This is a genomic window from Alteribacter aurantiacus DSM 18675 (assembly GCF_000429705.1).
In the GTDB taxonomy this organism is placed as follows: domain Bacteria; phylum Bacillota; class Bacilli; order Bacillales; family Salisediminibacteriaceae; genus Alteribacter; species Alteribacter aurantiacus.
Window position 1 is genome coordinate 517545 of sequence record NZ_KE386941.1, and the last position, 16391, is coordinate 533935.

The 16391-nt window shown below is 40.8% G+C and carries 16 protein-coding genes, 3 tRNA genes and 1 other RNA gene; 15 read left to right on the top strand and 5 right to left on the bottom strand.

The genetic code is table 11. The features are described from left to right. Positions 1-364: 364 nt before the first annotated feature. Positions 365-1153 carry a DUF1189 domain-containing protein gene (locus G476_RS0105750; RefSeq protein ID WP_026689247.1) on the bottom strand — a complete coding sequence of 263 codons (789 nt, stop codon included), beginning with the start codon at positions 1151-1153 and terminating at the stop codon, positions 365-367. A 233-nt stretch (positions 1154-1386) separates the two neighbouring features. Here G476_RS0105750 and G476_RS0105755 point away from each other — a divergent pair, with 233 nt between their 5' ends. The 5 genes from G476_RS0105755 to G476_RS21355 all read left to right on the top strand — a co-directional run bounded on the left by G476_RS0105755 (position 1387) and on the right by G476_RS21355 (position 3931). Continuing rightward, on the top strand, positions 1387-3024 hold the full coding sequence (locus G476_RS0105755; RefSeq protein ID WP_245579635.1) for a Na/Pi cotransporter family protein: 1638 nt from the start codon (positions 1387-1389) through the stop codon (positions 3022-3024). 171 nt (positions 3025-3195) lie between these two features. Continuing rightward, positions 3196-3272: transfer RNA gene (locus G476_RS0105760), tRNA-Met, on the top strand. A gap of 3 nt (positions 3273-3275) precedes the next feature. Next, a tRNA-Ile gene (locus G476_RS0105765) sits at positions 3276-3352 on the top strand. Between the two features lie 47 nt (positions 3353-3399). Beyond that, a tRNA-Ser gene (locus G476_RS0105770) sits at positions 3400-3492 on the top strand. Between the two features lie 112 nt (positions 3493-3604). After that, positions 3605-3931 carry an iron-sulfur cluster biosynthesis family protein gene (locus G476_RS21355; RefSeq protein WP_051314676.1) on the top strand — a complete coding sequence of 109 codons (327 nt, stop codon included), beginning with the start codon at positions 3605-3607 and terminating at the stop codon, positions 3929-3931. Here the strand turns inward: G476_RS21355 and G476_RS0105780 are convergent. Beyond that, positions 3894-4748, bottom strand: a complete 855-nt coding sequence (locus G476_RS0105780; RefSeq protein WP_026689249.1) for an undecaprenyl-diphosphate phosphatase — start codon at positions 4746-4748, stop codon at positions 3894-3896. The genes G476_RS21355 and G476_RS0105780 overlap by 38 nt on opposite strands. Before the next feature lie 511 nt (positions 4749-5259). Here G476_RS0105780 and G476_RS0105790 point away from each other — a divergent pair. The 4 genes from G476_RS0105790 to G476_RS0105800 all read left to right on the top strand — a co-directional run bounded on the left by G476_RS0105790 (position 5260) and on the right by G476_RS0105800 (position 10301). After that, positions 5260-5868, top strand: coding sequence for a superoxide dismutase (locus tag G476_RS0105790; protein WP_026689251.1), 609 nt, complete (start codon positions 5260-5262; stop codon positions 5866-5868). 462 nt (positions 5869-6330) lie between these two features. Continuing rightward, the gene (locus G476_RS0105795; RefSeq protein ID WP_026689252.1) at positions 6331-7587 is read left to right on the top strand and encodes an MFS transporter; all 1257 of its coding nucleotides are present in this window, start codon (positions 6331-6333) and stop codon (positions 7585-7587) included. 72 nt (positions 7588-7659) lie between these two features. Beyond that, positions 7660-7847: non-coding RNA, 6S RNA (gene ssrS / locus G476_RS23230), on the top strand. 390 nt (positions 7848-8237) lie between these two features. Beyond that, positions 8238-10301: a penicillin-binding transpeptidase domain-containing protein gene (locus G476_RS0105800; protein WP_026689253.1), complete on the top strand. Its 2064-nt coding sequence runs from the start codon at positions 8238-8240 to the stop codon at positions 10299-10301. A gap of 155 nt (positions 10302-10456) precedes the next feature. On the opposite strand, the gene G476_RS0105805 is transcribed toward G476_RS0105800, so the two are convergent. From G476_RS0105805 to G476_RS0105815, 3 genes are all read right to left on the bottom strand, one after another. Then, on the bottom strand, positions 10457-10639 hold the full coding sequence (locus G476_RS0105805; protein ID WP_026689254.1) for a hypothetical protein: 183 nt from the start codon (positions 10637-10639) through the stop codon (positions 10457-10459). A 74-nt stretch (positions 10640-10713) separates the two neighbouring features. Beyond that, positions 10714-11223, bottom strand: coding sequence for a hypothetical protein (locus G476_RS0105810; protein WP_026689255.1), 510 nt, complete (start codon positions 11221-11223; stop codon positions 10714-10716). A gap of 15 nt (positions 11224-11238) precedes the next feature. After that, complete coding sequence (locus tag G476_RS0105815) at positions 11239-11589, bottom strand: hypothetical protein (protein ID WP_156906525.1); 351 nt, start codon at positions 11587-11589, stop codon at positions 11239-11241. 292 nt (positions 11590-11881) lie between these two features. Between G476_RS0105815 and G476_RS0105820 the strand changes: the two genes are divergently transcribed. The 6 genes from G476_RS0105820 to G476_RS0105845 all read left to right on the top strand — a co-directional run bounded on the left by G476_RS0105820 (position 11882) and on the right by G476_RS0105845 (position 16346). Further along, positions 11882-12499, top strand: coding sequence for a hypothetical protein (locus G476_RS0105820; protein ID WP_026689257.1), 618 nt, complete (start codon positions 11882-11884; stop codon positions 12497-12499). 95 nt (positions 12500-12594) lie between these two features. Next, positions 12595-12744 carry a 50S ribosomal protein L33 gene (gene rpmG, locus G476_RS0105825; protein ID WP_026689258.1) on the top strand — a complete coding sequence of 50 codons (150 nt, stop codon included), beginning with the start codon at positions 12595-12597 and terminating at the stop codon, positions 12742-12744. 63 nt (positions 12745-12807) lie between these two features. Next, positions 12808-13383 carry a 5-formyltetrahydrofolate cyclo-ligase gene (locus G476_RS0105830; protein WP_425387209.1) on the top strand — a complete coding sequence of 192 codons (576 nt, stop codon included), beginning with the start codon at positions 12808-12810 and terminating at the stop codon, positions 13381-13383. Further along, a complete protein-coding gene (locus G476_RS0105835) occupies positions 13380-14171 on the top strand; it encodes a DUF92 domain-containing protein (RefSeq protein WP_026689260.1) in 792 nt (263 codons plus the stop codon). Before G476_RS0105830 ends, G476_RS0105835 begins: the two co-directional genes overlap by 4 nt. 3 nt (positions 14172-14174) lie before the next feature. Continuing rightward, positions 14175-15179: a ThiF family adenylyltransferase gene (locus G476_RS0105840; protein ID WP_026689261.1), complete on the top strand. Its 1005-nt coding sequence runs from the start codon at positions 14175-14177 to the stop codon at positions 15177-15179. A gap of 192 nt (positions 15180-15371) precedes the next feature. Then, positions 15372-16346, top strand: coding sequence for an L-lactate dehydrogenase (locus G476_RS0105845; protein ID WP_026689262.1), 975 nt, complete (start codon positions 15372-15374; stop codon positions 16344-16346). The last annotated feature ends 45 nt before the right edge of the window (positions 16347-16391 follow it).

The window sequence follows — 16391 nt, forward strand, 5'->3', positions numbered from 1 at the left end:
TTATACACAATCCGCTTTGAAGGGCTGTTTTGATTCTGGTAATGAAAGATTCAAGTCTATAATAAGATTTGTTTTCAAGCTAAAAGAACCCTCTTCTATTTATAATAGGTGGCTTGATAAAACTCTCTCATTATGGAAAATTTATACTTTTGTGTTCTGAAACTAGTGTAAGTATGAGAAACAAAGCTTTTACCTAAATCAACAAATTCGCTAATTTATTTTTGCAAGAAGCGGAAGAAGGCGACTCCCAGCGGGAAAAAACTGAAACCCCTACAACGGAGTGCTTAAAAAATAGGCTGTTGAGAAGTGACTTTCTCAACAGCCTGAGAACAGGCAACAAAACCTGTTCTTTTCGTGTATTCTTCTATTCTGCTGGTTTTACCCTTGGCTTCGGAATATATCGTAACACTTGAAACAAGAACACAATGGCTATTGTCCAGTAAAGAGCAAATTGGAATGGGATGTTCAATCCTACAAAGTTTAAAAGGGCGAACAGTGTTGTTGGCAAGGTAACTGCAAATGCAGATAACACCCAGCTATGCTTGTATTGCATATTCGGAAGACCTACAGTCTTTCTGAATAAGTATCCGATAAGTGCCAGGAATGTAACGCCGATAAACTTACTTGCGGTATAAAAAATGTACATAAGTACAATGATTAAGCCAATAATAAGGGGCAGCATCCCTGAGAATGTTTCAACCATTTCAACGGTTTGGCTTTTCGTTAGATTCAAATCTAAATCCTGATAAGAGACCGGTTGTTGCGTAACGCCATTCGTGATGAGTATGGCTTCTCTTTCCAAGAGTGCGATGGCTTCATTGTAGTTTCCGCTAACGTCGTCTGGTGTAATTTCACCTGTTGGGTCAAATATGATGGTTTGTCCGTCTTCTTCATTTATCACGGGTTCATTTGTTTCATTAGAAGTAAGAACACCGTTTTGAATGTGAAAATCCGGAACACTTTCTTCCAATTGACTCTCCAATTGGTTTACGAAGGAATAAATTGTGGTTCCAAGGGAAATAGCAAGGGGAAGCAGTGTTATAAACATAAGTAAAAATACATAGCCGATCGCTCTTCCGATCTTGTTTTGACGAAATGTGGCGACCGTACTAGGTGAGTATAGACTAGCCGCAAATTGTTTGAAAATATTCATGCGCGCACTCCTTTGACTAAGTAAATAATATCCTTTTCCATTCTATCGAAAGTCTTGATAATGTACAAGATTTCTGGATTTTTCCATAGAAGAACCTTATTTTTAACAATTGGTTAAAAACTTAATAAAATCTTTACAATTCATTAATAAAACATTAAAACTTTAGCTGTACGATGAGAGTCGTTGAGCAAAACAATCATAAAACATACAAAACAAACATTAGTCATAAGGGGATGAGATTGTTGGAACTTGAACTTCGAGATTTGCTATTTATGTTTTTTGGCGGACTAGCCATATTCTTATTTGGAATAAAATTCATGGGGGATGGCCTTCAAAAAGTAGCAGGAGAAAGATTAAGAGACATTCTTGATAAAACGACAAGCAACCCGGTTATGGGTGTTTTTGCCGGTATTTTTGTAACGGTATTACTGCAAACGAGTACCGGAACAACTGTACTTACAATTGGACTTGTAAACGCAGGATTTATGACATTTAGACAAGCGATCGGTGTTATTATGGGAGCGAACATTGGTACTACGATAACCGCATTTATTATTGGATTGAATATTTCCGAATACTCACTCCCGATTTTAGCTATCGGAACCTTCTTGATCTTCTTCTTGAAAAGTAAAAAAGCCAATAACTATGGTCAAGTATTCTTTGGATTCGGAGCGCTCTTTTATGGACTTGACTTGATGGGGGATGGCCTTAGACCGCTAAGAGACTGGGATGTTTTTACTGACTTAACGGTTCAAATGAGTGATAACCCACTTCTCGGAGTTCTTATTGGTGTGATCTTTACAGTTAGCGTTCAAAGCTCGTCTGCAGCAATCGGTCTCCTTCAACAGTTATACGCACAAGGTGCTATGGACCTGTCTGCAGCATTACCTGTCCTATTTGGTGATAACATTGGTACAACCATTACTGCGGTGTTAGCAGCACTTGGGGCGTCTCTAGCAGCAAAGCGAGCAGCTGCCTCTCACGTAATATTTAACCTAGTAGGAACGATCATCGTATTGATTTTCGTTGTCCCTTATACAGCGATGATTGCTAATATTAGTGAACGGTTAAATTTAAACCCGGAAATGCAAATTGCGTTTGCGCACGGGATCTTTAACACAGCTAACGTAATCATTCAGCTACCGTTTGTTGCCGTCATTGCGGCCATTATTCTGAAGATCCTTCCTGGTAACGAGAGCGTTGTTGAATATAAACCGCAACACTTGGATGCTTCGATTATCCAACAATCCTCATCCATCGCTCTTGGACAAGCTAAAAAGGAAACGCTTCGTATGGCAGAGCTTTCAGAAAAAGGTCTTGTTGAAGCTCGAGACTTTATTTTAACGGATCAAAAACGTCATTCTGAACTTGCTTTTCAATTCGAAGACGCGATTAACAACCTGGATCAAAAGATTACAGATTACCTTGTCAAGATTTCTGCAAACTCCCTTTCTGCTCATGATTCCGAAGAACACTCCATGTTAATGGACACAGTTCGAGACATTGAGCGAGTGGGAGACCACATGGAAAACTTGGTGGAGCTTGGCGAATATAAAATTGCGAACAAGGTCAAAATGAGTGAATTAGCAACAGAAGATATTACGGAAATGTTTGATTTGACAATCGAAACGTTGCAACAAGCTATAAATGCATTGGAAAACAAAGACATGATTGCAGCTCGTTCTGTTGTTCTTAAAGAGGAGCAGATTGATAAAATGGAACGACAACTTCGTAAAAAGCATATTATGCGCTTGAACGAAGGGAAATGTAGTGGTGCTGCGGGAATTATTTTCGTAGATATGATCAGTAACTTGGAGCGAATCGGTGACCATGCAGTAAACATTGCAGAAGCCGTGATTGGCGAAGAATAATATGGTAAAATAAGAGGGGCGATCATGCTCCTCTTATTTTTATTGAATAGTGGATAAGCCTTGGCATAGAGGCATTCGACACTTTTTTATTTATTTTTAAAAAACGATTGACTTCTTGTTTGATCACATGCTAAGATATTCATTGTCTTTGAGAAAATAAAATGACATCTTGGCGGTGTAGCTCAGCTGGCTAGAGCGTACGGTTCATACCCGTGAGGTCGGGGGTTCGATCCCCTCCGCCGCTACCAAGAGGACCCTTAGCTCAGTTGGTTAGAGCAGACGGCTCATAACCGTCCGGTCGTAGGTTCGAGTCCTACAGGGTCCACCATTCAACGACTACATAATTTTTAGTCTATGCGGATAAGCTTTTAATACGGAGGAATACCCAAGTCCGGCTGAAGGGATCGGTCTTGAAAACCGACAGGGGCTTCACGGCCCGCGGGGGTTCGAATCCCTCTTCCTCCGCCATTATCTGTAATCAACGATTTATGTGTTCATACGCTGAACATGTAAATCGTTTTTTTATTGTATACAATTATGATAATGTACTTATAACGACATTTAGAAAGGTGCGGTACGATTGGAAATCAAGGTAACGAAAGAAGCCCAGGATAAAATCCTTGGCATGACTGGGTATAATCCGCTTATTATAGAGATTGAACACGATACAGATGGCTGTGGATGTGTTGTGAGTGGTGTAGCAAGGCTTGTTCAACATGACGAAGTTCCAAATCGATTTGATACTCTTGAGTCCGACTTTCAGGAGGCCACCTTCGTCATTGATCCACAAATGAAAGTATTTTTCGATAAGCAAGTAACGGTAGATTGCTCCAATGGGAAATTGCAATTAAAAAGCCCGAATCAAATGCTTAATCCACGTTTGAAATTTGTTCCATACTCGTCATAACGGTCTCGTTTCCATACGTAATCCAGACGAAAATGCCGAGTAGGATACAGTAGATGGCAAAATACGAAAGCTTTGTTTTTTGAACCATACGAATCAACCATCGTATACCAATAAGAGCGAACAAAAAGGAACTTAGAAAAGCAATTGTCAAACTTAATAGGCTCACACTGGAAATGGCGGACATGCTTGTGAGTTTTAACAAAGTAAGTCCTGAAATAATAGGGATCGACAGTAAGAAGGAGTACCTTAGTGCTTCTTCTTTTTTTAGTCCGAGCATCATGGCGCCTACAAGTGTGCTTCCGGCTCTTGATATTCCAGGGATAACAGCGATGGCTTGAGCAACCCCGATCCAACAGGCGTCTTTAACTGAAATGTCTCCTTTTCCTTTTCGTTCATTGAAACCACCGTGTTCGATGAAGATGAGGAATATACCTGTTATAATTAAAGCGACAGCAATCAATGAGAAGTTTGTTATGCCGCTTCCTAATGCACTTTCGAGTATCTTCCCTACAACGAAGGTAATCACAGTTGAAATGAATAGAAGCAAAACGAAACGGAAGTCGTTTTTACCCTCTGTTGAGCGCTTGAGAAGGTAACGGGTAGCTTTTGTAATCAATGTCACAAGCTCTTGTTTGAAATACACGAAAACGGCTAACAAAGATGCGAAGTGGAGTAATACTTCAAAGGTAAGTGTAGGATCGTGATAAGAGATCCCGAGCATTTTTTCCACTATTAATAAGTGGGCCGAGCTAGAGATCGGTAAAAATTCACTGATTCCTTGTACGAGGCCGATAATGAGTGCTTCAAACCATGTCATTATAGAAACTCCTTTCGATAATGGGGCTTGTCTTCTTATCATTTATATTTCATTTCACTAACACTATGACAAAAAAGAAGGAAACGGATTTTAAAAATGGAAGTATGTAAGATAAATGCAAATGAGTATGCCTTTAGTCAGTCAAATATGCGAAGTGAAGCGCTAGCAGCGACGGATCTTTTACATCATGAGTTTTCTGTGAGTTTCTTAGACGCAGGTCACGAAGTGTTACTTGTAGAGGTATTTTTTACTGGCCCGCTGGCACCGCCGCAAAAAGGGAGCGAATGAGGTGAAGCAAAGCCATACACACTGACGTCAAGGTATACCTATTTAAATGAACGCAGTGTTTAATGTTTGAATAGCGAGGGTATATCTGGTAATGTAAAACCGTAGAGCTTGTTCGAAGTTCTACCTAATCGTGATGCGCTTACATGTGCATTCATCGGTTGAAATGAGGTACCACCTCATTCACATAAAAAAGGATTACATATTACTAAGGAGGAGATTTTAGATGGCTTTCACACTACCTGAACTACCTTACACACACGACGCATTGACACCACACATTGATGAGGAAACAATGCAAATTCACCATGGTAAACACCACAACACGTATGTTACGAAGCTAAACAGTGCACTTGAAGGGCACAGTGATCTTCAAAGCAAGAGCTTGGAAGAGCTTCTTACAAACTTGGAAGCATTACCGGAAGACATTCGCGGTGCAGTTCGTAATAATGGTGGCGGACATTATAACCACACATTATTTTGGCAGATCATGAGCCCGGACGGCGGCGGAGAGCCAACTGGTGAGCTTGCTGATGCCATCAATAGCGCCTTCGGAAGCTTTGACAAATTCAAAGAAGACTTTAAAAACGCAGCTCTAACACGCTTTGGTTCTGGCTGGGCTTGGTTAGCTGTTAATAACGGCAGCCTAGAAATTACAAGCACACCAAACCAGGATACACCGATTATGGAAGGTAAGACTGGAATCCTTGGTGTAGATGTATGGGAGCACGCTTACTACTTGAAATATCAAAACAAACGTCCTGACTATGTTGATGCGTTCTTTAACGTAATTAACTGGGATGAAGTTTCAAAGCGTTACGCTGAAGCAAAATAAAGAATACAAAAAAAGAAACGTTCCGGTTACTCCGGATCGTTTCTTTTTTTGTGTGTTTTATAAGTAAGTAGCGATCTGAATTTGGAGATTACACAATTGTTTTGAGGATCGTTTCTTTAAGTAGCCTGACCTCTCTTTTTGAGAAGGCATTGAAAAGTTCGATCTTTACTTTTTAATGCCTCCTTTTTCAGGTATGGAGGTCGTTTAGCGTGTGGATGTAGGGTATTAACGGGTAAGATAGAAAAATTCACGGTTCCATTTTGGAAATTAACGGCATCTGAGCGTCATTTCGCGGCAAAGACATCAATATTAACGGAGTGATTACGATAATTCCTCGAATAGCGTCACATGGCGCTATATCTCTTATGTGAACGTTAACATGGCCCTTCCTTCTTTAAATCTGAATATCCGAAGGACCTTTTGGCACACTAAATGACGTGATGACATAAGGAGAGTTCAGCCATGAAACGAATCCTAGGGACGCTTATCGGTGATATTGAATTGAATAGAGATTTAGGCTTGCTATTGTTTATTGGTGGGTTGTATGCATTGGGGATTGCTTTATCCAATACGTTCGTGAATGTATACTTGTGGAAACAATCCGGTGAATATGTGGATATTGCTCTTTACAATTTAGCGGTGGTCATTTTCCAGCCATTAACATTTCTTTTAGCCGGACGGTGGGCAAAAAAGATTGATCGAGTTATTGTTCTGCGCTTAGGTGTAATCTTTTTAAGTGTGTTTTTTACAACGGTTCTCACAATGGGGGAAAACGCAGGGAAATTTCTTCTGATTTTAGGCGCTTTACTTGGTATTGGGTATGGTTTTTATTGGTTGTCGTTCAATGTACTGACGTTTGAGATAACAGAACCGGAAACGAGAGATTTTTTTAATGGGTTTCTAGGTATTTTAACGTCATTTGCCGGTATGATTGGTCCAATTGGTGCCGGTTTTATTATTACGCATATGCCGAGGCTTACGGGATATCGTGTTATTTTCGCTATTTCACTTGCACTGTTTTTGCTTGCTGTTGTTTTAAGTTTTTTCTTGAAGCGCCGAGCGGCGGAAGGAGCTTATCAATTAAAGGACATATGGAATTTAAGAAAAGAGGATGTGAACTGGAAAGCAATATGCCATGCTCATTTTTTCCAAGGTCTTAGAGAAGGGACATTTATCTTTTTAATTGTTGTTTGGGTGTATGTAGCAACAGGGAGTGAACTGGCTCTTGGAACATATGGCCTTGTCGCCTCAGCTGTCGCCTTTATTTGTTATTATCTTGTAGGTCGTTTTATTAAGCCGCCACTTAGAAAAAGAGCGATCCTCATTGGAGGGATCATGCTTTATGGAGCAATTTTCTTAATTATTTTTGATTTGACCTTCACGAAGTTGCTGATCTACGGTGTCGTTGTTTCGATTGCCTATCCGCTACTGCTTGTTCCTTATATTTCATTAACGTATGATGTGATTGGGAGTGGTTGGAATGCAGCCAAGATGAGGGTTGAATATATTGTGGTCCGTGAATTGTTTTTAAACTTCGGAAGAATTACTTCCATCTTACTTTTCATTGCCGCTGTATTGCTTATGGGGGACGAAAAAGGAATTCCGATTGTTCTCCTTATTTTAGGGGCCGGTCATTCCATTATTTACTGGGTTGTTAAAGGGATAGAACTCCCCAGTGCCAAAGAAAAAGAGACATTTTCCGTACTAAAAAAACGATAAGTTTATTCATTCGGGACTAAAGGTTGATGTTGAAAAGATTCGCGAATATGCTATAATAAAGTTGAAATTTAACAGCGCCTGCGGTGTTGGTGAACTTCGAGCTTATTCGAACCGAACACCAATTCACACGGGAGCTTCACATTGAACGATGGACAACATGCCTCAACCATTTGAGGACGTTGGAAATGGTTCTGCGAGCACCCACCTGCCTAAGGCGGGTTCGTGATGTCTTTGAAGATAACCGCATTCGCGGGCAAACGTTTAAACGATAAGACACCTGTTGAAGGTGTCTTATCTGTATATTCTCATAAATTATGGTATGATCTAGATAGAAAAGAGCGGGTTTCCCGCTTATCAATAACTTGGCAAAGAGCCAAGTTTTCTTTGTGTAAATCATAAGAATCCTTCTCACAAATCACGCGATGCCAAGTCCCTATAATGATTACATACAACTGCTTACTATACATAAGAGCTAAGGGCATGATTTCGGCAGAATATTAGATTTTGCATCATGAAGATAAGAGGATGAGTATACTTGTTATTCAGTAAATCTTTTCAATGAATTGTGAAGCACGGCGTCCATTCTGGTCGTGCTGTACAATCTGAGTTAAGTGTATTTTCATCTAAATAAAATAAGAAAGGATTTCGAGATGGGAGAAAGAAGAAACAAAGCGCACGTTCCCGTTAGATTAAATACGTTGTTTTTTGTCGTATTTATTTTGTTTTCAGCACTTATTCTTCGACTAGGCATTGTTCAAATTGTGCAAGGGGAAGAGTACCAAGAGCAACTTGAAAGAACGATTAACATCAGTTCACCTGTAGAAGCGCCGAGGGGGCTTATCTACGACAGAAACGGAAACGTGGTCGTTGATAACGAACTCCAGATGACCGTTACATATACGAACAGGCGTACATCCATGAAAGAAATGCTGGAAGTAGCTAGAGAATTGAACACCTACATTACGATTGAACAAGAGCGGATCAACGAGCGGGATATCAAAGACTACTGGCTCGTGTTAAATCAGGAACGAAACGAAATGCTCGACTTGACTCACTATGACGAACCCTACGACATCCTGCCTTTGGATGAACAAAGAGAACTCGGATTAAGTGAAAATGAAGCCTATATGGAAAGGCTTGAGCGGATTACTGAAGAGCACTTGGGCATGATTACGGATGAGGGGATGGAAGTGTTCCATATATGGCGTGAATTTATTGCCGGATTTAACTACCTCCCTCATAAAGTAGCTCAAGGAATTGAATACGAAGAAGCTGCTCGAATTATGGAGAACATGGAAGATTTGCCTGGTGTAGATATCATTCGGGATAGTCAACGTAAGTATCCATACGGAGATACACTTGCTAGAATGTTTGGAAATACGGGGTCCATTCCAAGAGAGCGAGTGGACGAATTTCTGGCAAATGGTTATACGAGAAATGAATCGGTTGGGACAAGCTACCTGGAAGCCCAATACGAAAGTGTGTTGCGAGGTCGAAACGGCTCTCTTGACAATCACATGAATCGCCAAGGAGACTTTTTAAGAAATCCTGAAGTAAACGAAGGTAGTCGGGGAAATGATCTGATTCTTAGTATTGATATGGAACTTCAACAACGAGTTGAAGAAGCGATTGAAAAGGAACTTTCTGAATCAGCACGCCACTTTATCGAAGAAGAAGATGCTTATGTCGTGATGATGGACCCTAATACTGGTGAAGTGCTTTCCATGGCTGGTCATAACAATAATGAACTGGGAAATGTTCTTTCAGGTTTTGAAGTTGGGTCTTCCATGAAAGGGGCATCCGTTCTTATAGGCTATGAAACCGGGGTGTTTAGTCATGGAGAACAAATAGTCGATCGTCCCATTCAACTTCCAGGTGAAGGAGTAAGACCTGTACGTTCTCATAGGCCACTTGGAAGAATTAATGACATACAGGCATTGGAACAGTCTTCCAATATCTATATGGCTGAGATTGCCCTGCGTTTATCCAATTACATTCCTCAGGTGTCGAACACATGGGGAGACTACCACTCTGTTTATGACCTGCTTCGTTATCATTATGCTCAGTTTGGCCTCGGAGTGGAAACGGGAATTGATTTACCAAATGAAGCAACTGGATATGGTAGTGGTATCTATGGAAACCCTGGTAATATGCTCTTCCTAACATTCGGTCAGTATGACACGTATACACCGATGCAGTTGGCTCAGCACGTGAGTGTGATCGCAAATGGAGGATATCGAATTGCACCGAGAATTGTTTCTGAAATTCGTGAACCAGGTCGAAATAAACACGATCTAGGTCCGTTAGTGAGACAGAATGACCCCAAAGTGTTAAATAAGATTCCAATGAGTGACCAAGACCTTGCTCGTGTACAAGAAGGATTTCGACAAGTGATGCATGGAAGTCAAGGAACGGCGCGCTCTTTCTTTGGCGATCTTGATTACAAGGTAGCCGGAAAAACTGGAACGGCTCAACGAACAATTGAGGGAGAAGCGGCGAACAACCAAACGTTGGTTGGCTACGCTCCTTATGACGATCCGGAAGTAGCCTTTGCCATTGTCGTACCTGGCGTCTCTACCACTCACGGAGGGGTTGCCAACCGTATTGGTGTGGAGATAATGGAAGCCTACTTCGAGCTTAAGGAAGGTCGCTCAGACGACGTGGATGAATCGGAGATGCTTTTCGAAGAAGAGTTTACTAACTCTGATGATTGAGTAAGGTAAATCCAACATTATTAACGAGGTAACCGTTATACTAAAAAGCTCGGTGCGAAGAACCACTCGCACCGGGCTTTTTGACGTTCTTTTTTTAATGAGTATACTACGTTGTCATTCATCTTGAGGTCTTCCACACCCTGCGCTTTCGTTCTTTAATCAGGATTAGAGTTATACCCTGCAGTGAGTATAGCTGCGAGAAAGCTTGCACAAACAACGAGAATAAGAAGAAGCCTGCTAAACTGAAAGTTCTCTAAGAATGGGAAGATGGCTAAATAATGGAGCGGGAGAAGAAGGAAGGTGGCTAGAATAATTAAGATAATACCGAACGTTTTCATCGTAAACACTCCTCTATTACTGAACATAAAAAGGCTACGCTTGTTAGCGTAACCTGATTTCTTAATATCATACTTTACGAGGTTAATTGGCCGATAATCTCTCCGATGCTCATTGTACTATCAAAGACAAATTCCCCTTGCTTAAGGCTCATTTCTAAGTTGTTGTTACTAATATAGTCATTGAAGTCGCTGCGGTCTTCAATAATATCCGTACGCTCTAATATACCGGCAATTTCTCCGAATGTCATTCCTGGTGTTACGACGAGAGCCGTTTGATAAACAGTCTTTGTATCTGTCATTTCATCCGTGTGAGTATCGTCCTCTTCTCTTTCTGCTTCATCTGCTTCAAGATCTTGGATGCGTGCTTCCAAGTCTTTTTTTTCTTCTATTAAAGAAGTATATCCTTCGTTAGTTGAGACAACAAATTCTGAGGTTTCAAGGAATTCAATGGCATCCTCTTCGGTCAAAACCTCTGTCGATTCTGCAGTCGTTTCACTGTTGTTGAAATAGAGAGCACCGGTGAAAATTGAGGTCGTTACAAAAATACCAGCAGCCGTTCCTCTTAGTCCATTTTTTGTTAACATGTTGATTCTCTCCCTTTACCTGTTCTGTGCAAGAAGCTCATCAATGTCGGCTTCAGAGCGATTGGTCTGGCTGGATATTTCCTTTATATCAAAGCCTTCTTCATAGAGAGCAAGCACATCATCGCGAGTTAGTTCAGAGGGAGTTAATGCAGGTTCTGTGGCAGCTGCAACCTCATTGGTGTTTTCAATCACGAGTTCTTCCTCGAGAGCTTTAACTTTCTTTTTTACTTGATACATTTCTTGCATTAAGCTTATGGAGAAATTCTCAACCTGTTTCTCCATTTCTTTTGCAGGGTCTTTTTTAGCAAAAGACAGTACAAACAAAAGACTGCTTACACTAAACATGATGATGATTAACCAAGTCACTTTTGTATCCTCCTTCATCCATATGTACGTGTAATGTTATACCACATTTTCATGTCTCTTCCTAGAGACTTTAGTTAGAATTGTCGAAGATGGTCGTTTGAGCAAGCTTGTTTTATTGACGAAAGTTGGCGTGTTTATGTTCTTGAAGAGTGTTCGGCAATGTGTTTTAACTTTTTTTGTATGCCGTAAAAGCAACTGACAAACTGTGACAATATTGCCTTCTTGTTGATATCAATAAGGAAGAGTAAGATTAAGGTACAAGCCGCTAGCATCTCTAGAAGGAGGCGAAGACGTGTATCTAAACGAAGTAAAAGAACGAGTATCCTCATGGGAGAAGTCAAGTGTACTAGCCGTCAAAGGTCAAGGGAAAATCGCTTTATACAACGATCATCAATCCCCACTCAAGTATAAAGAAGGAGAGACGGCAAACGTTCAATGGAAATGGATTCATTTACCTATGAAAAGTCAGAACCGTACGATTAACAAAGTGTTGGTTTATAACCCTACGGATAAGCCGGTAAAAGTAAAATTAACAATTAGGTACCAAATGGTAGAACGAAGTGCCGAGGTTGTATATTATTCTCCAAGCCAAGAATCACTTATTGTTCATGACCAAAATGCCTATGCATTGTTTGGCGGGATCACTAGCCAAGGGACACATTGTTCATATTTAACAACTCTTGTAAATGACGGAGATACAGTGGAAGTGGATTACTACCAAATGCAGCCTATTGTACAATTTAGTCACGGATGGGGACTTGATTATGAGATTGAGCTTGAGGCATACGAGTCCGGGTTCTTTTACGAGTGGGAAATGAAAAACGAAGACCTTTTATGGTTGGAGGAAGCTCATAGCCAATATCATAACCTTCTTCAGACTTGTCAGATACCTTTGGATGACAAGGAATAAACCTTTACATTTTCACATTCCCTCTTGATTGTCTCTCTTGTTTTTGCTATATTTTAAAAGTATGAGTAAAGATTAGAGGTTTGGAGGGAGATATCATGCGCGTTCAAGTTACATTAGCTTGCACTGAAACTGGTGACAGAAACTACATTACGACAAAAAATAAACGTAATAACCCAGATCGTATCGAAATGAAGAAATACAGCCCACGTCTTAAGCGTCACACGGTGCACAAAGAAACAAAGTAATGTGGGAAAAGCGACTTTTTATAGGTCGCTTTTTTTATATCCTTTTATAGGGAGATGAATCTATTGGATTTTAAAAGTGAGAAAAGACAGTTGCGTGAGCAAGTGAAATCACGAATGGCTGAGATGAGTTCTCAACTATTAAAAGAAAAAACATCTACGATCCATCACAATCTCTTCAATCAAGCGGAATGGGATGATGCTCTGACCATTGGCATTACCTTATCTGTAGGACGAGAGATTGATACATATACTATTTTTTCGAAGGCCCTTTCTTGTAACAAACGAGTGGCAGCACCGAAATGCAACCCTGAAACGAACACATTAACTTTCTATCTTATTAATACGCTAGATGACTTGGAAGACAGCTTTTATGGGCTCAAAGAGCCTGATCCTAACAGGTGCAAAAAAATTGCGGGAAAAGATATTGATCTTCTTCTGGTTCCGGGTGTTGTTTTTTCGGAAGATGGTTATCGGGTAGGCTATGGAGGAGGATATTATGATCGTTTTCTATCAGCAAACAAGGAGCTTCTCACATGCTCCCTTGCTTTCGATTGTCAGATGAAAAAAGAGATCCCGGTTGAAGACCATGACCAATCGGTAAAAAAAATCATTACAGAAGAACGGATTCTCATTCTATGAGCCTCATTTACGCCTTAGGTGTCCTTATATTAGCTTTTGGGGCATGGAAAAAGGGTTCACTTACCATAGGGGCGACATTTGGTGCTATTGTTATTGGCGTGGTAATTGGTCTTGCTTTTGAATTAGCAGGCTTGCTCGTTCTTGCCAGTTTCTTTATTACATCTTCTGTCTTAGGGAAAGTCTTTGACAAACGATATGACCTTAATCAGATGGAGGAAAAAGGCAATCAAAGGGACATCCATCAAGTCCTAGCAAATGGAGGATGGTCGGCCGTTTGTGCCACCCTTTACTTGATCACATCAGACTTTGTTTGGGTTGTAGCTTTTTTAAGTAGTATGGCGGCAGCTACGAGTGATACGTGGGCCTCGGAATTTGGTCGTTTAAGCAAAAAGCGACCATTGGATCTTGTGCGTTTAAAGCCTGTAGAGAAAGGGCAGTCCGGAGCGGTTTCCATTATTGGAACTATCGGTGCGATCGGAGGGAGTTTGTTCGTTGGTGGTGTCGGAGCTTTACTTTTTCCAAGCGTGGGTCTAGGGTGGTTTATTGCTATTGTTCTCGTAGGCTTAATTGCACAACTCCTTGATACCATTGTAGGTGGTACATATCAAGTTCTTTACCGATGTAACAAGTGCGAAGTCCTAACAGAGAAAAAAAGGCATTGCGAGCAACATACAAAGGTTGTGAGAGGCATGTCATTTGTTAACAATGATGTAGTGAATCATGTATGTACGAGTTCAGCGGTGCTGTTGACAGGGATGATTTTTGTTTTAATGAAATGGGGGGTGTAGGCGATGACGAACAGGTACTCGCGTCAAGTGCTCTTTCAACCGATTGGAGAAGCTGGACAGGTAGAGCTGTCAAAGAAGAGGGTCTTTATAGTAGGCATGGGAGCCCTCGGCACGGTTTTGGCTACCCATCTTGTACGCTCTGGTATAGGCTATGTAGGCTTTGCTGATCGGGATTACGTGGAACGTAGCAACCTCCAACGACAAACGTTGTTTGATGAAGACGATGTAAATCACGCATTACCGAAAGCGGTTGCAGCGGAGAAAAAGCTTAAAAGAATCAATTCGGAGGTTCAAGTAAAGGGACATATAGCAAACATTACAAAAGACAACATTCTAACGTATGTAAAAGGCAGTGATGTGATATTAGATGGGACGGACAACTTTGAAACCCGTTTTCTTCTTAATGATGCTGCCTTCAAACTCGGTATTCCATATGTTTACGGCGGAGCAGTAAGTTCGAGAGGGATGCAGGCTACTTTTATACCAGGTATGACCCCATGTCTTCGATGCATGGTTGATCCTGGCTCTGGTAAAGGTCAAACATGCGATAGGATTGGCGTCCTATCTCCAGCCGTTGATATCGCGGCAAGTTATCAGGTAATGGAGACGATAAAATTATTAACAGGTCATAAAAAGGATGTTAGACGGACACTCCTTTCCTTTGACGTATGGCGCAATGACCGACTTGAGATAAAAATGAAACAAGCCCATGACTGTAAAACGTGTGTACATCACGACTATCCATCGCTGATGGACAGCGAGACACAAGTAACGGTCTTATGTGGGAGAGATACGGTCCAGATCATTGGAGAAGAAAGAATTGATCTTTCAAAGTGGGCGAAAAAGCTTAGGACTTTGGGGGACATAGAGCTAACGCCTTTTTTACTCAGAATCAAGCTTGCTGACAACAAGGTGATCGTCTTGTTTCCTGATGGTCGAGTGCTGATTCAAGGCACACAAGATCCGGAAGAAGCGAAAGTGTTGTATGCAAAATATATCAGCTGTTAACGATATGAACGAAGGATAGACATAAAGTTGTCATATTATTCCTTCGTTTCTACACCAAATGTTTGTGAAATAGTGTACAATCTAATTGTAGGCTGGGAAGCCCTCTGATTGAGATAGGTTCTATGGGGGTATGATGCTTATAGAAATACATGTCTTACTGATTATCATGGAGTGAGAAAGGTGGAGGTTCTTTTGCAAAAAGAATATGAAAACAAAACCACAAGAGTAGCTGTTATTGGTACAGGTTTTGTAGGTTCTAGTTACGCTTTTGCCCTTATCAATCAAAATGTTGCAGATGAAATGGTATTAATTGATTTAAATAAAAAGAAAGCGGAAGGGGACGCAATGGATTTAAACCATGGTCTTCCTTTCGGCTCGCCTATGAAGATATGGGCTGGGGATTACACTGATTGTAAGGAAGCAGATATCGTCGTGATTACAGCTGGAGCAAATCAAAAGCCTGGTGAAACGCGACTAGACTTAATTGAAAAGAATGCGGCTATCTTTAAATCGATTGTAGATGAAGTAATGAATAGCGGATTTAACGGTATTTTCATTGTTGCCACAAATCCTGTTGATATCTTATCGTATGCGACATGGAAGTTCTCAGGGCTACCTATGGAACGAGTCATTGGTTCTGGTACTATTTTGGATAGCGCCAGATTCAGATTCCTTTTAAGCGATTATTTAAATCTAGATGTAAGAAACATTCATGCTTATATCCTAGGAGAACATGGAGATACGGAGCTTCCGGTTTGGAGCCAGGCTCGAGTAGGACTAGAACCTCTTGCTCGTTATATCGAAAAGTATAAGCCAGAGGCAACACAAGAAGATCTTGATCAAATTTTTGTGAATGTAAGGGATGCCGCCTACGATATTATTGAGCGAAAAGGGGCAACTCACTATGCGATTGCGTTGGGGCTTATCCGTTTAACGAAAGCCATCTTGAGAAATGAAAATTCAATCTTGACCGTCTCCACTTTGTTAAAAGGAGAATATGGTTTAGAGGATTTGTATATTGGAGTTCCGGCGGTAGTTAATAAACATGGAATTGAGCGTGTCGTTGAGATTGATTTAAACGATGAAGAGAAAAAACAGCTCGTAGCCTCTGCTGAAACGCTAAAAAAAGCAATGAAACCGGTACATGAAATTGCAGCGGTAAAATAACAGGGAATATTTTCAATATGTGATCTTGGTGGATAACTTTCTTCA

Coding starts and splice junctions, on each gene's coding strand:
- G476_RS0105750 (WP_026689247.1), bottom strand. CDS start 1,153: ATGAATATTTTCAAACAATTTGCGGCTAGTCTATACTCACCTAGTACG.
- G476_RS0105755 (WP_245579635.1), top strand. CDS start 1,387: ATGAGATTGTTGGAACTTGAACTTCGAGATTTGCTATTTATGTTTTTT.
- G476_RS0105780 (WP_026689249.1), bottom strand. CDS start 4,748: ATGACATGGTTTGAAGCACTCATTATCGGCCTCGTACAAGGAATCAGT.
- G476_RS0105790 (WP_026689251.1), top strand. CDS start 5,260: ATGGCTTTCACACTACCTGAACTACCTTACACACACGACGCATTGACA.
- G476_RS0105795 (WP_026689252.1), top strand. CDS start 6,331: ATGAAACGAATCCTAGGGACGCTTATCGGTGATATTGAATTGAATAGA.
- G476_RS0105800 (WP_026689253.1), top strand. CDS start 8,238: ATGGGAGAAAGAAGAAACAAAGCGCACGTTCCCGTTAGATTAAATACG.
- G476_RS0105805 (WP_026689254.1), bottom strand. CDS start 10,639: ATGAAAACGTTCGGTATTATCTTAATTATTCTAGCCACCTTCCTTCTT.
- G476_RS0105810 (WP_026689255.1), bottom strand. CDS start 11,223: ATGTTAACAAAAAATGGACTAAGAGGAACGGCTGCTGGTATTTTTGTA.
- rpmG (WP_026689258.1), top strand. CDS start 12,595: ATGCGCGTTCAAGTTACATTAGCTTGCACTGAAACTGGTGACAGAAAC.
- G476_RS0105835 (WP_026689260.1), top strand. CDS start 13,380: ATGAGCCTCATTTACGCCTTAGGTGTCCTTATATTAGCTTTTGGGGCA.
- G476_RS0105840 (WP_026689261.1), top strand. CDS start 14,175: ATGACGAACAGGTACTCGCGTCAAGTGCTCTTTCAACCGATTGGAGAA.